The sequence below is a fragment of the Paraburkholderia phymatum genome, assembly GCF_038900715.1.
Taxonomy (GTDB): domain Bacteria; phylum Pseudomonadota; class Gammaproteobacteria; order Burkholderiales; family Burkholderiaceae; genus Paraburkholderia; species Paraburkholderia phymatum_A.
Map to the genome: position 1 here is coordinate 235934 of NZ_JAYMRZ010000009.1, position 15125 is coordinate 251058.

10 protein-coding genes are annotated in these 15125 nt (G+C 66.1%); 2 read left to right on the plus strand and 8 right to left on the minus strand.

Features of this window, described 5'->3' with window-relative positions; genetic code table 11:
* Positions 1-133 precede the first annotated feature (133 nt).
* Positions 134-1714: an FAD-binding oxidoreductase gene (locus tag VSR68_RS18795; RefSeq protein WP_342941257.1), complete on the plus strand. Its 1581-nt coding sequence runs from the start codon at positions 134-136 to the stop codon at positions 1712-1714.
* A gap of 46 nt (positions 1715-1760) precedes the next feature.
* Positions 1761-2165: a hypothetical protein gene (locus VSR68_RS18800; RefSeq protein WP_342941258.1), complete on the plus strand. Its 405-nt coding sequence runs from the start codon at positions 1761-1763 to the stop codon at positions 2163-2165.
* Here VSR68_RS18800 and VSR68_RS18805 read toward each other — a convergent pair whose 3' ends face one another.
* From VSR68_RS18805 to VSR68_RS18840, 8 genes are all read right to left on the minus strand, one after another.
* Positions 2166-3173, minus strand: a complete 1008-nt coding sequence (locus VSR68_RS18805; protein ID WP_428983533.1) for a DUF1571 domain-containing protein — start codon at positions 3171-3173, stop codon at positions 2166-2168. It lies immediately after the preceding gene.
* An 85-nt stretch (positions 3174-3258) separates the two neighbouring features.
* Complete coding sequence (locus VSR68_RS18810) at positions 3259-5085, minus strand: AMP-binding protein (RefSeq protein ID WP_342941259.1); 1827 nt, start codon at positions 5083-5085, stop codon at positions 3259-3261.
* Positions 5086-5193: 108 nt separating this feature from the next.
* Entirely contained in the window at positions 5194-6504 is a 1311-nt protein-coding gene (locus tag VSR68_RS18815; RefSeq protein WP_342941260.1) for an acetyl-CoA C-acetyltransferase, read from the minus strand.
* A gap of 342 nt (positions 6505-6846) precedes the next feature.
* Complete coding sequence (locus VSR68_RS18820; protein WP_342941261.1) at positions 6847-7764, minus strand: MaoC/PaaZ C-terminal domain-containing protein; 918 nt, start codon at positions 7762-7764, stop codon at positions 6847-6849.
* A gap of 5 nt (positions 7765-7769) precedes the next feature.
* Positions 7770-9269: a 3-oxoacyl-ACP reductase gene (locus VSR68_RS18825; RefSeq protein ID WP_342941262.1), complete on the minus strand. Its 1500-nt coding sequence runs from the start codon at positions 9267-9269 to the stop codon at positions 7770-7772.
* A 174-nt stretch (positions 9270-9443) separates the two neighbouring features.
* Positions 9444-12038: an acyl-CoA dehydrogenase gene (locus VSR68_RS18830; RefSeq protein WP_342941263.1), complete on the minus strand. Its 2595-nt coding sequence runs from the start codon at positions 12036-12038 to the stop codon at positions 9444-9446.
* A gap of 383 nt (positions 12039-12421) precedes the next feature.
* Positions 12422-13363, minus strand: a complete 942-nt coding sequence (locus VSR68_RS18835; RefSeq protein WP_342941264.1) for a TetR/AcrR family transcriptional regulator — start codon at positions 13361-13363, stop codon at positions 12422-12424.
* Positions 13364-13656: 293 nt separating this feature from the next.
* The gene (locus VSR68_RS18840; protein WP_342941265.1) at positions 13657-14880 is read right to left on the minus strand and encodes an MFS transporter; all 1224 of its coding nucleotides are present in this window, start codon (positions 14878-14880) and stop codon (positions 13657-13659) included.
* Positions 14881-15125: the final 245 nt, after the last annotated feature.

Genomic DNA, 15125 nt, shown 5'->3' on the forward strand with positions numbered 1-15125 from the left:
CCGTCCGTCGAATGGCATGAGCGCCGTTCGCCGAGCGCCTTCTGTCGAATGCCGTCCGTCGAATGCCGTCACGAGCAACCCATAACTCGACGCACCACTCAACGCAGCATGGCCGACGCCACATGGAGGCGCCTTGACTCGCACTCTGCCGCCGGACGTTTCCGCCGCGACATTCGATCGCGCGCTCGCCGCATTCGAAGCGATCGTCGGCGCGACGCAGGTCGCGTCGTCGGCGGCGAGCCTCGCGCCTTATGCCGATCCTTTCGCGCCGGGCACGCTCGCCGCGTCGTTCGTGCCGTCGGCCGCGCTGCTGCCCGCGAACGTCGACGAGATCCGCGCGATCCTGCGCGTCGCGAATGAATACCGCATCCCGCTGTGGACGGTGTCGACGGGTCGCAACTTCGCGTATGGCGGCGCGGCGCCCCGGCTCGCGGGATCGGTGGTGCTCGACCTGCAACGGATGAACCGCATTCTCGCCGTCGACGAGCCGCTCGCGTACGCGCTCGTCGAGCCCGGCGTCAGCTACTTCGACCTGCATCACCATCTGCGCGAGCGCGGCTACAGGCTGTGGGTTGATCCGCCCGCGGCGGGCTGGGGCAGCATCGTCGGCAATACGCTGGAGCGCGGCTTCGGCACGACGGCCTACGGCGATCACGCGGCGACGCAGTGCGGAATGGAGGTCGTGCTCGCGAATGGCGACGTCGTGCGCACGGGCATGGGCGGCATCGAGATCGGCACGTCGTGGCAGGCGTTCAAGCATGGCTACGGGCCGTCGTTCGATCCGATGTTCATGCAGTCGAACTACGGCATCGTCACGAAGATGGGTGTCTGGCTGATGCCCGCACCGAGCGCGTATCTGCTGGGCGAAATCCAGTTTCAGCGCGACGACGATCTGGACGCGATCGTCGAGACGCTGAGGCCGCTGCGCCTCGACGGCACGATCGGCAATCATGCCGTCATCGAAGGCGCGCTGCGGCGCGCGGCGGGCATCGGGCCGCGTTCGCAGTGGTATCGGGGCAAGGGCGTGATGCCGGAAAGCGCGATCGCGTCGATGACCGACGCGCTGAAGATCGGCCGCTGGAACCTGCACTACGCGCTATACGGCGGGCGCGACGTGATCGACGCGAAAGAGACGCTCGTGCGTCGCGCGTTCGGCCGCATTCCGGGTGCGCGGATGATGTCGAAGGTCTACGACGGCAACGCGGAGCCCGAAGCGGGCGGCGATCGCAATCTGGCGGGCATTCCCGCGATGACGGCGTTCCGGATGCTCGACTGGCGCGGCGGCAGTGGCGCGCATGTCGATTTTTCGCCCGTGTGTCCGGCGACCGGGCGCGATGCGATGCGCCAGTACACGATGGCGAAGGCGCGCGCGAACGAATACGGCTTCGATTACTACGGCGGCTTCACGGCGGGCGAGCGGCATCTGCATCACATCGCCGCGGCGATCTTCGATCACGCCGACGCGCGGCAAAGCGAACAGGCCGGCGATCTGCTGCGCGCGTGGATGAGCGATGCGCACGGCGCGGGCTATGGCGAATACCGCTCGCATCTCGTCTACATGGATTTCGCGGCGGCGCGATACAACTTCAACGATGGCGCACTGCTGCGGCTGTCGGAGACGATCAAGGACGCGCTCGATCCCGCGGGCATTCTGTCGCCGGGCAAGCAGGGCATCTGGCCGAAGGCGTTTCGCGGCAGGCGCGGCTATACATGATGGGCGCGCGCGGGAGCACGGAGGTAGAGAAGGAGGTAGCGTCGACATGGAACGTCGCACATTCATCGCGGCGGGCGCATGGCTATCGGCGACGGCGGCGTGGCGCGTGCCGTGGTTTCACGCCGATGGCCTGCTCGCCGACATCGCGCTGATCGATACGAGCTTGCCGGAATCCGCGGCCTTGTCGGCGCATGCGGCGCACGTGCGCCTGCCTGCTTTCGACATCAACGACGCGCCGCACGCCGATATCGCCGTGCTGTGGTACGAGGCGCTCGCGCCGCGCGCGGCGCAGGCGGACGGGCGTCTCACGCTGATCGGCGTCACGCGCGCCGCCGATTTCTTCGTGCTCGCGCGTCTCGCGCTGCAACCGGGCGCGGCGCTCGCGCAAACGCATGCGGCGATGCCTGCACAGGAACACAGCGCGGCCGTCGCCTTCGCGCTGACGACGTGATCAGAATTTGTACTCCGGGTTCTTCGGATCGAACACCATGTCTTCGAAGGTCTTCGGCGTGATCGTCACGAACACGATGCGCTCGAAGATCTGTCCATCGTTGCCATACGATTCGACCATTCTGAAATACGGATGCCGTAGATCGAGCCCGAGCACTTCCTTCTTCGCATAGAACTCGGGCTGGCCCGTCGGCGTCTCGTAGGTGAACGCGACGACGCGCACGCCGTCGAGCGTCTTCACGTCGATCTGCGCCGGATGCGTGATGCCGGCGTCGGCGAATTTTCTGCCTTCGTCGAGAAACTGCTGCGCGATGAATTCGGTGCCGAGATCGCGCACGCGATGGTTCGACTGCGCGCGCGCCAGCGATCCGTCGATCGACGCCCACAACGGCATGATGTTGAACAGGCCGCCGAGGTGGCCGTACATCGCATCGCTGCGCCTGGACTCGTCGTAGATGATTTCCTGGCCCGAGTGCGGACCGCCCGGCAGCCATTTGCCGTAGATACGCAGCGGATCGCGCGTGAGCCGCACGAGCATATGATCGGGCTTGCGCGGCCACACCCCGCGAATGCGCTCCTGGCGCAGCATCGTGAACTCGTACGACGGATAGCCGTTCGGGCCTTCCTCGATATAGCGCGGCACGGTCAGCGGGTCGAATGATTCGAACAGCGCGACGAGTTGCGCATCGTCCATCTGTTCGAGCGCACCGCTTTGCGCGGCGCGACGCAGCCATTTGACCTGCTGTTCGAGCGGCAGCTTCGCGACTTGCGCGGCGGCATCGCTCGCGACCGGCGGAGTGCTCGGGGCGCTGGCGGCATTCGGCGCGCCCGGCATGTTCGGCATGTTCGGCGCGCTCGGCGCCAGTGCCGCCGCGTTGTTGTTCTGCGCGAATGCCGTGCCCGCGATGCCCGCCATCAGCGCGCAGACCGTGCAGACCGTGCAGACGACGTGGGCGGCGCGAAGCCGGGTCCAGCGCGAGCGTTTCTTCACAAACATCGGTTGATGCATGCATCGCTCCAAAAAGCGCGGACGGCTTCGTCGCCCCGGCTGCGCGTTCAGACGCGCAAGGGTACGCAAACGCGCGCGTAGGCCGTCACGATGATTTCAGCTTCTCCAGTTCCTGATCGCGCAGCTCGCGCCGCAGGATCTTGCCGACATTCGTTTGCGGAAGCTCGTCGCGGAACTCGACGACCTTCGGCACCTTGTAGCCCGTCAGATTCTTGCGGCAGTGCGCGATCACCTGTTCCTCGGTGAGCGACGGATTGCGACGCACGACGAACACCTTCACGCGCTCGCCCTGCGCGGCATCGGGAATGCCGATCGCGGCCACTTCGCGCACGTCGGGATGCATCGCGATCACGTCCTCGATCTCGTTCGGATAGACGTTGAAACCCGACACGAGGATCATGTCCTTCTTGCGATCGATCAGACGGATATAGCCGCGCGAATCCATCACGCCGATATCGCCCGTCGCGAGCCAGCCTTCGTCGTCGAGCACCTTCGCGGTCTCCTCGGGCCGGTTCCAGTAGCCTTTCATTACCTGCGGGCCCTTCACGCACAGCTCGCCCGCCTCGCCGATATTCGCCCAGCTGCCGTCGTCCTTGCGAAAGCGCACTTGCGTCGACGGCGCGGGCAGGCCGATCGAGCCGTCGAATTCGCGCATGTGCTTCAGATCCACGGGGTTCATCGATACGATCGGTGAGCATTCCGTGAGCCCGTAGCCTTCGATGATCGGCTTGCCCGTCACTTCGCGAAAACGGTCGGCGACGGCCTTTTGCATCGCCATGCCGCCCGCCATCGCGAGCTTGAGCTTCGAGAAGTCGCGCTTGCGGAACTCCTCGTCATCGAGGAACGCGTTGTAGAGCGTATTGACAGCCGTGATGCCCGTGAACGTCTCGTGACGCAGGATCTTCATCACGCGCTTTGTGTCGCGCGGATTCGCGATCAGGATGTTGCGTCCGCCGAGGCCCATGAAGATCATCGCGTTCACGGTCAGCGAATAGATGTGATAGAGCGGCAGCGGCGTGAGCACCGTTTCGATTTCGTCGATGAGCTGGCTCTCGGCCCATACCTTCGCCTGCAACAGATTCGCGACGACGTTGCGGTGCGTGAGCATCGCGCCCTTCGCGACGCCCGTCGTGCCGCCTGTGTATTGCAGGAACGCGAGGTCCGTGGTCGCGATCCGCATGGGCGTGAGCGCCCGGCCGTAGCCGGTCGCGAGCGCATCGAGCAGTGGGACGGCTTGCGGCAGGTCGTAAGCGGGCACGAGCTTCTTCACGTGCCTCAGCATGAAGTTGATCAGCTTGCCTTTCAGGTTCAGGCCGTCCTTCAGCAGATCGCCCAGGCCGGTGACGATCACGTGCTGCACGCGCGTGCCCGCGAGCGAATCCTGGACGGTCTTCGCGAAGTTCTCGAACACGACGATCGTCTGCGCGCCGCTGTCCTTCAGTTGATGCGACAGCTCGCGCACCGTGTACAGCGGATTCACGTTGACGACGATCGCGCCCGCCTTCAGCACGCCGAAGAGCGCGACGGGATATTGGAACGTATTCGGCAGCATGATCGCGACGCGCTCGCCGGGCTTCACGCCGATGCTCTGCAAGTACGAAGCGAAGGCCGTCGCCTTGCGTGCAAGCTCCGCATACGTGAGGCTCTCGCCGACGCTCACATAGGCGACGCGCTCGCGAAAGCGCGTCGTGCAGTCGTCGAAGAACTCGACGAGCGACGCATACTGCGATGCGTCGATCTCATGCGGCACGTCGGGCGAGTACGACGCGAACCAGATGCCGTCCGTGTCCGGCGCGGCGTGGGCGGAGGAGGGCGCGGCAGGTGGCTGTGCCGGTGGCTGCGACTGTGATTGCGACTGCGACCCGGACTGCGTTTGCGTCTGCGCGGAATGCGAAGCGGTGGGTTCGGTCATGGTGGCGTCTCCTGGGTCTCTCGTCGTCGTTGTGTGCTGTTTGGGCATGAACCGTTCGGGTTGCCAAAGGTAGCCGGCGATTGGGTGGCAACGGTCGGGAGCGCGATTCTACCGCTCCAGGATCGCGACGACGCCCTGGCCGCCCGCCGCGCAGATCGATATCAGGCCGCGCCCGGTGCGCGCTGGCTTGTCGAGTTGCGCAAGCATCTTCGCGAGGCCCGCGACGATGCGCCCGCCCGTTGCGGCGAACGGGTGGCCCGTCGCGAGCGATCCGCCGTTCACGTTCATTTTCTCGCGATCGATGGTGCCGAGCGCGCCCTCGAGTCCCAGTTGCGTGCGGCAGTACTCATCGTCCTGCCAGGCCGCGAGCGCGCACAGCACCTGCGCGGCAAACGCCTCATGAATTTCGTAGAAGTCGAAGTCCTGCAACGTCAGGCCCGCGCGTTTCAGCATGCGCGGCACGGCGTACGCAGGCGCCATCAGCAAGCCCTCCTTTTTGTCGAAGAAATCGACGGCTGCCGTCTCCGACCACGTCAGGTACGCGAGCACGGGCAGGCCACGCGCGGCCGCCCATTCCTCGCTCGCGAGCAGCACGGCCGATGCGCCGTCCGTCAGCGGCGTCGAGTTGCCCGCCGTCATCGTGCCCGCGTCGCGGTCGAACACGGGCTTGAGCGACGCCAGCTTTTCGAGCGTCAGATCGCTGCGCAGATTGTTGTCGCGCGCGAGTCCGCGATACGGCGTCATCAGGTCGTTCAGGAAGCCGCGTGCGTAGGCCTCCGTCAGCTTGCGGTGGCTATCGTAGGCGAGCACGTCTTGTGCCTCGCGCGAAATGCTCCAGCGCTTGGCCATCCGCTCGCAATGCTCGCCCATCGACAGCCCCGTGCGCGGCTCGCTGTTGCGCGGCAGCAGCGGCTTGAAGAACATGCCTGGCCGCAGCTTCGTCAGCGCGCCGACGCGTTGTGCCGCCGATCTGGCGCGATTCGCTTCGAGCAGGATCTTGCGCATCCGTTCGTTCACGCCGATGGGCGCATCGGAGGTCGTATCGACGCCGCCCGCGACGCCCGCATCGATTTGCCCGAGCGCGATCTTGTTGGCGACGAGAATCGCCGCTTCGAGGCCCGTGCCGCACGCCTGCTGCACGTCGTAGGCGGGCGTTTCCTTCGCGAGCGTGGTCGACAGCACGGCTTCGCGCGTCAGGTTGAAATCGCGTGAATGCTTGATGACGGCGCCCGCCGCAACTTCGCCGAGGCGCTCGCCGTGCAGGTTGTAGCGGTCGATCAGACCTTGCAGCGTGAAAGTCAGCATGTCCTGGTTCGAGGCCGTCGCGTACGCGGTATTCGAGCGCGCGAACGGGATGCGGTTGCCGCCCAGTATCGCGACGCGGCGCGCGGCGGGAAGCGGTTGTGACGGGTGAGGCATCGGGAAGCTCCGTGGTCGCGTCCGTCTGTGCGACGGATCAGGTCGGCATGAAACACCCGGCGCCTGCTTCAGAACGAATCAGGCGGGGCGATGATTCCATCGTGATGGCGGATTGCGTGTGTGATCGGTTTGCGTGAATGGATTGCGTGATCGGTTGCGTGAGCGGGTTGCGTGAACAGTTCGCGTAATCGGCTCGCGCGATCGGCTTGCGCAATCGGTTCGCGCAACCGGCTCCCGCAACCGGTTCGCGCAACCGGCTCGCGCAACCGGCTCGCGCAATCGCGTTGCGAAATCGTGCCGTGGGCGCGGCTTCCGCGCAGTCCGCGGCGCGCCCCAGCCGCCTCATTGCAGATTCCACTGAAACCGGCCCCGCAGATGCGGCTTGCCGCTCTGCGGATCGCGCACTTCGAACTCGCGCGCAGTCGGCGAGGGCGATGCCGTCCACAGCGACGCTTCGCCCGGCAGCAGCATCGGCGTCCGGAATTCGCCCGCGAGCGTCGCGTCGGCGAGCCGCTTAGGCGGCTGCAGCGCGGCGGCCGTGCGCGCCAGCGTCCACATGCCGTGCGCGATCGCGCGCCGAAAGCCGAACGCCCTTGCGGACAGCATCGACAGATGGATCGGGTTGTAGTCGCCCGATGCGCGCGCGTAGTCGCGGCCCAGTTGCGCGGGCAACTGCCAGCGCGAGTGGCGCGCTAGCGCGCTGCTGTCGGTTTCGAGCGGGCTCAGCGGATCGCCGTTCGCCGCGACGCCTCGCTTCAGATACACGCTGTCGCCGTCCCACACGGCTTCGCCGCGCCGGTAGATGCGCGTGTGCATCACGAACGCCTGGCCTTTGTCGTGGCGCAGCCGCGCGCCGAATTCGACTTCGACGCGCAGCGTGTCGTCGAACGCGAGCGGGCGGCGCATGCGCACGCTGTTCGCGAGATGGACGATGCCGGGCGCGGGCCACGGAAACGCCGGGTCGGTCAGCAACAGCAGATGCAGCGGAAACGCGAGCAGATGCGGATACGTGAACGGAATGCCCTGCTCGGGAAAGAAGCCGCAGACGCGCGCATAGCGCTCGATCGCGACGGAATCGAGCGTGACGGCAGGACGCACGAGCCGCAGCGCGGGCAGCTCCGTCGGGCGGTTGCGCTGAAAGCGCTTGGCCACGCCCGACAGCGCGCGCGCATACAGCTTCGCGGGCTGCGGCAGTTCGGGCAGGACGACTGTTTTCGGACGCGGCGCGCCGAACATCCGGCTGGAGTCGAACAGGGCCATGGCGGTCACGCTCCTATCAGGCTTTGGCCGCACACGCGCACGACCTGGCCCGTGATGCCCGCCGAGCCCGGATGCGCGAGCCACGCGATGGTCTGCGCGACATCGACGGGCTGGCCGCCCTGGCTCATCGAGTTCATCCGGCGGCCGGCTTCGCGGATCGCAAGCGGCATCTTCGCCGTCATCTGCGTTTCGATGAAGCCGGGCGCGACGGCATTGATCGTGATGCGCCGTTTCGCCAGATGCGGCGCCATGCTGTGCACGCGGCCGATCACACCCGCCTTCGACGCCGCGTAGTTCGTCTGCCCGACGTTGCCCGCGATGCCGCCGATCGACGACACGCAGACGATGCGCCCGCCGTCGCGCAGCGTGCCCGCTTCGAGCAGCGCGTCGTCGATGCGCTCCTGCGCGGACAGATTGATGTCGATCACGTTGCGCCACGCCGGCTCGCTCATCTTCGCGATGGTCTTGTCCTTCGTGATGCCCGCGTTGTGCACGAACACATCGACGCCGAGCTCGTCGAGGGCCGCCGCGATCTGCGCGGGCGTTTCGGGCGCGGCGATGTCGAACGGCAGCGCCGTGCCGGAGATCTGGCGCATGGTGGCGTCGAGCGCGTCGGTGACGGCGGGCACGTCGATGCCCGTCACGTGCGCGCCTTGTGCGGCGAGCACGTGCGCGATCGCCGCGCCGATGCCGCGCGCCGCGCCCGTCACGACGGCCCGCTGGCCCGCGAGCGGCTGGGTCCAGTCGAAATCGCCGCCGAGCGCGGAAGGCGCCGTGCCGATCCGCACGACCTGGCCCGACACATACGCCGAGCGCGGCGACAGGAAAAAGCGCAACGTCGATTCAATGCCGCTCTGGATGCCGCTGTCGTCGCTGTTTTCCGCGCTGCTCGTGGCGTCACTTTTGGCGCTGCTTTTGGCACCGCTCTTCGCACCATCCGCCACGTAGATCAGATTTGACGCGATGCCGCGCCGCGCTTCCTTGCCGAGCGAGCGCGTCACGCCTTCGAGCGCGCGCTGCGCCGTCCATTGGCGCGGGCTCGCGCAGGCCTCGGGCGGGCGGCCCAGCACGACGATCCGTCCGCACTTGTCGAGCGAGCGCAGCGCGTCGTGAAAGAACGCATACACGGTGTCGAGCTGCGCGCTGTCCTCGATGCCGCTCGCGTCGAATACGAGCGCCCGCACGCGCGCCTGCGAGCCCGTCTGTGCGCCCGCTGCGGGGTCGGCGGGCTCGAAGCGGCCCGTCATCAGGCCGTGGCGGTTCGCAAGCGGCACCCACGCGCTCGCGCCCGCGTGTGCGACGCTCGTCATGCCGATGTGCGCGATCACGCCGGCAAGCGCGTCGAGCAGTTGCGGCGACGGCCCCGCGCCGACGGCCACGATGCCGTCGAATTCGGGCGCATCGGCACGATAGCGGCGCAGCACTTCGGGCAACGGCCACCGGAGCGAGCGCGCGACACGCGCCCCCAGCGGTGAATTGACGAAGTTCAGGTAGGAATCGTTCATCGCGTTGTTGGCTCCTGGCCTGACGGATGGCGTCAGTGTGCACGGTGCGCGTGGCTTGCCGCAAGCGTGGGTGAATTACGTGTTCGTCGTGCAATCGTCGCGGATTCGTCATGCGTTCGTCGCGCGTTCATCGCATGGCCTTCAGGATGCCATCGACGTGCCATCAACGTGACATCAGGCGGCCAGCTGCGTCGCCTTGTCGAGTGCGTCCTTGCGTCGCTGCAGATCGGCGAGCATGCCGAAATCCGCGGCGAAATCGTCGACCTTCACGACCTCGGCAGCAAAGCGCGCGTAGTCGTCGAGCACCTTGCGCTCGTCCTCGTCGATGAAGCCGCGCTGCTGTGCCGCTTCGTTCCAGTCGGCGAGATCGGCGAGGCTTTGCGGAAGCGGATCGATGCGGCCGTGCCGGATCGCCTCGCGCAGGCGCTGCTCGATCTGCGCGACACGCGGCGCGAGCGCGAACGCCAGCTCTCCGTAACCGAGCGTGTCGACGTCGACATGCGGTACATACGAGTCCGCGAGCAGCCGGTCGCGCGCGGCGCCCGGTGTCTGCATCAACTCGGCGACAGCGCTGCCGAGCGCATCGGACGGCGCGCGATGCGGCAAGCCGAACGGGAACGCAAGCGCGCGCACGAAGCCTGCGGCCACGCGGTTCGGATAGTTGCGCAGCGCGCCGTCGAGGGCTGTTTGCGCGCGATGCAGCGCATCTTCGACGCCCCATTGCACGAGTGGCAGATCGCTCGCCTCGCGGCCTTCGTCTTCGAAACGCTTGAGCGTCGCGGAGATCAGATAGAGCTGCGACAGCACGTCGCCCAGGCGCGCCGAGATGCGCTCGCGCCGCTTCAGGTCGCCGCCGAGCACGAACATCGACACATCCGCGAGCAGCGCGAATGTCGTCGACAGGCGCGTCGCCGCGCGGTAGTAGCGCGCGAGAGGAGCATGCGCGCGTTGCGGCTTCGCGATCAGCGCGCCGCCCGTCACGCCATCGACGAAACAGCGCACGACGTTCGACAGCGTGAAGCCGATGTGGCCGAAGAGCGCTTCGTCGAAATCGCGCAGCGCCTTTGCGTGGCCCGTTTCATCGTTCGCTTCATGGTCCGCTTCATGGCCTGCCTCATCGTTCGCTTCGTGGCCCGATTCATGGCCCGCTTGATGACCCGCTTCACGCCCCGCCTCGCGCGCCGCGGCCATTTCCTTGAGCACGTACGGATGACAGCGAATCGCGCCCTGGCCGAAGATGATCAGGCAGCGCGTGAGGATGTTCGCGCCTTCGACGGTGATCGAGATGGGCACCTGTTGATACGCGCGCGCGAGGAAATTCGACGGGCCGATGCAGATGCCCTTGCCGCCGAGGACGTCCATGCCGTCGTCGATCACTTCGCGGTTGCGCTCGGTGATGTGGTACTTCGAGATCGCCGAGATCACCGACGGCTTCTCGCCGAGATCGACAGCCTGTGCGGACAGGCGGCGCGCGGCGTCCATCACGTACAGATTGCCGCCCATGCGTCCGAGCGCTTCCTGCACGCCTTCGAACCGGCCGATCGCCGTGCGGAACTGCCGCCGCACGGCCGCATAAGCGCCGACCCCGCGCACCGCGACCTTCGACATGCCCACATTCGATGACGGCAGCGAGATCGCGCGGCCGGCCGCGAGACATTCCATTAGCATGCGCCAGCCGTTGCCGACCTGAGCGCGTCCGCCGATCACCCAGTCGAGCGGGACGAACACGTCGTTGCCCCAGTTCGGGCCGTTCTGGAACACGGCGTTCAATGGCCAGTGGCGGCGCCCGATGTTCACGCCCGGATGGCTCGTCGGAATCAGCGCGCACGTGATGCCGGGTTCGTCCTCGCCGCCGAGCAGATGATCGGGATCGAGCGCGCGAAACGCGAGGCCGAGCACCGTCGCGATGGGGCCGAGCGTGATGTAGCGCTTGCTCCATGTCACGCGAAAGCCGAGCGTCTCGCGTCCTTCGAACGTGCCGTTGCAGACGATGCCGATGTCGGGGATCGCCGCCGCGTCGGAGCCCGCGTAAGGGCTCGTCAGCGCGAAGCAGGGGATTTCGTCGCCGCGCGCGAGACGCGGCAGATAATGATTCTTCTGCGCGTCGGTGCCGTAGTGCAGCAGCAGTTCGGCGGGGCCGAGCGAGTTCGGCACCATCACCGATACGGCGGCCGCCGAGCAGCGCGTGGCGAGCTTCATGATGACCTGCGAATGCGCGTACGCGGAGGAGCCTTTGCCGCCGTATTGCGCCGGAATGATCATCCCGAGGAAGCCTTTGTCCTTGATGAATCGCCAGGCCTGCGGCGACAGATCCTGCCAGACGGCCGTCGTGTCCCAGTCGTTCGCGAGATCGCACAGCTGCTCGCATTCGTTGTCGAGAAACGCCTGCTCTTGTGCCGTCAGCTTTGCCGGACCGTGGCCGAGCAGCGTGTCCCAGTGAGGGCGTCCCGAGAAGAGCGCGGCGTCCCACCAGACGGTGCCTGCTTCGATCGCATCGCGCTCGGTCTGCGACATGTCGGGCAGGATCTTGCGGAAGACGCCGAGCACGCGCCGGCTCACCCACGCGCGGCGCAGCGGCCTGATCGTCAGCACGAGCGCGGGAACGATCAGCACGATCGCGAGACAGATGGCGGTCAGCGTGTCCGCCGCGCCTGTCAGCCGCGCGGCCGCGACCCATACGATCAGAAACGCGAGCCACCACGACCCGCGTGCCCGCAGGTAAACGAGCGCCCCGACGGCGACGATCAGCGCAACGATGAACCACGACATGACGACCCCTCCTGTTCGACGATACGACGCCGGCTGTGAGCGTGTCCCGCGATGCGCGAGCGGCTCGCGTGTTCTTCGCGTTGTTCTCGCGTTGTGTTCCCGAGTTGTTCTCGAGTCGTTCTCGAGTTGTTCGATGCGCGGCGAGCGTGTCCGCCGTTATCTGCGGTTATCCGTTGCAGCCGGCGTGCCCGCGCGATTCCTTGCATCGTCGCGCGCAGTGGAGGGCTGATTCGTCGGCCTTGGTTCGGCCTCGGGTTCAGCCTTTTTCAGCCTTTTGTTCAGCCTCGGGCGTGGCTCGGGTTCGGCCGTTCATTCAGCCCGTACTGCGCCGCGGCGCACGAGAGAACCGCGCGCCATCACTACGCGAGAGAGGATTCCCCGCGTCAACCGTGCGCGGCGAAGCGTGAGCCGGCATCGTGTGCGTCCGCTTGCTCGCCGCTGCGGGCCGGCTGGCCGTACGGTTGCGGGTCGGCGTTGGGTTCGGCGTTGGGCTCGGCGAGCATCGGCGGTTGCTGTGGCGTGCCGGGTATCAGCACCCGCGCGTGAACATCGGCCGGCGACGCGCTGTGCGCCGCGACATCCGCCTGCGCTTCGCGGACGGCATCGCAAGCGATGTCGGCGCTGCCCGCGTCGCCGAGCACGGATGCGAACGTTGCGAGCTGGCTCGCGTCGGGCAACGGCGCCTTCAGCGCGGATACGATCAGCGACGCGAGCCGCGCGATCAGTTGCAGGTCGTTCATCGACTTGCCTTGCGAGAACTCGGTGATGAGGTTGTCGGTGTCGGCGCCCGCGAGCACGCCCGACAGCGCGCCGATCGCGAAGTGCAGACGCCAGCCGAGCTCCTCGCGCGGCAGATGCGGCAGCGCGCGCTGGAACGCTGCGAAAAAGCGCTCGGATACCGACGCGTAATGCGCGCTCAGAAAGTCGCGGATGAACGAAGAGGGATCGGTGTACGCGCGGCCGAGCAGCCGCAGGAACGCCTTGCCGCCGATGCGCGTATCGCGTGACACGCGCAGCGCCGGAATGAACATCGCACCGAGCACGTGCTCGCACGTGAGGCGCGGGCCGAGCAGCGCGTCGAAGCGGTCGAGCAGCTTCAGGCGCTCCTGGTTCAGCAGATCGAGACGCCGCGACAGCATCGCGTGCATCAGCGCTTCCTTGCTGCCGAAGTGATAGTTGACGGCGGCCAGATTGACCTCGGCCTTCGATGTGATCTGCCGCAACGACATCGCTTCGTAACCGCATTCGATGAAGAGCGTTTCGGCTGCGTCGAGGATGCGCGCTTTCGTGTCGCCGGTGTGCCGGCTCGTCGTGCGAGTTGCCATGTTCCGTCTCCCTGTGTCGGCTTTCTGGCCGGCCGCAAACAATCGATTCAATTTTGATTTTGAAACGTGCGTTCTTTTCAGGATAAAAATGGAGTTCGTGATCGGGCAAGAGATGAGTGTCGATGGACTCCTCTAAAAAGCGTCCGACCGCGCATCCCCTCGCAGACGACGCGGACAAAAAAAGCCGCTCCGATTCGAATCGGAGCGGCCTCGTAGATGCTGCGTTGGCTGGGGCGCTGTGCAGCGCCCTTATGTGATGTCGTGTGCTGCTTTGTCTGGTTGCTTCGCGGTGCTCAGTGTACCGTCGCCGTGACCTGTTCGGCGGATTGTGTCATATCGATGCCGCGCCGTTCCCGGCTGAAGAGAATCAGCACCGCGATCACGACGGCGACCACGCCCGCGACGACGGCCATCGCCATCGCGTAGTTGTTGTTGTTGCTGACGGCAAACGACGCCTGCATCGTCGCGTTGACGGAGGCGAGCAGGTTGCCGAGCTGATAGACGAGTCCGGGGAACGTCGCGCGAATTTCATCGGGCGAGATCTCGTTCAGATGCACGGGGATCACACCCCACGCGCCCTGCACGGAGATCTGCATCAGGAACGCGCCCGCCGCGAGCGCGACGGCCGTGCTCGAGAACGCCCACAGCGGCAGCACGGGGAGTGCGATCAGCGCGGCGATGAAGATCGCGCGGCGGCGGCCGATGCGCTCCGAGAACGCGCCGAACGCAAGCCCGCCGACGATCGCGCCGATGTTCAGCGTGATCGTGATCAGCGACACCGTGTGCGGATCGAAGTGATGCTGCTCGCGCAGGAAAGTCGGATACAGGTCCTGCGTGCCGTGCGAGAAGAAGTTGAAGGCCGTCATCAGGATGATCGCGTAGATCGACAGCACCCAGTTGCGCTTGAGCGTGACGAGCAGGCCGGGACGCGCATGCTTTTCCATCGCGACCCACGCAGGCGATTCCTTCACGTGCGCGCGCACGTACATGACGAGCAGCGCGGGCAGCACGCCGACGAAGAACATGCCGCGCCAGCCGATGTATTGATAGAGCACGCCGAACACGATCGACGCCAGCAGATAGCCGCTCGGATAGCCCGCTTGCAGCAGGCCCGATACGAAGCCGCGCGCTTTCGGGGGCACGGTCTCCATCGTCAGCGCGGAGCCGACGCCCCATTCGCCGCCCATCGCGATGCCGAAGAGGGCGCGCAGGACGAGCAGCGTCGTGAGATTCGGCGAGAAGCCGGACAGCAGTTCGAGCAGCGAGTAGCACGCGATGTTGACCATCAGCGTCGGACGGCGGCCGAACTTGTCGGCGAGACGTCCGAAAATCAGCGCGCCGAGCGGCCGCATCGCCAGCGTGAGCGTAATGCCGAATGCGACTTCCGGGATTTTCGTATTAAATTCCGCCGCGATATCTTTCAGAATAAAGACCATCAGAAAGAAATCGAATGCGTCGAGGGTCCAGCCTAGATATGCAGCGATCGTGACGTTTCTTTGTTCCCGAGTCCAGCTCATTTCAATTGTTCTCCTGTCGACCGGAGTCACGCTTTCACGCTCGCTCTGATCTCATGCAACCTGGTTGTAGTCTCCGATATCCCGTGCCGCCCAATCCATTCAAAGGGCAATTGCACGGCACGCCGCGCCCCGTATGCGAAGGCTCCGAACGAGTGTACGCCGACCATTAAGCGGCTGCATGTAACGCGACAGGCGAATCGGTGTTATTCCTGGGACACGCGGCCATTAATTGGGGCAATGTATAT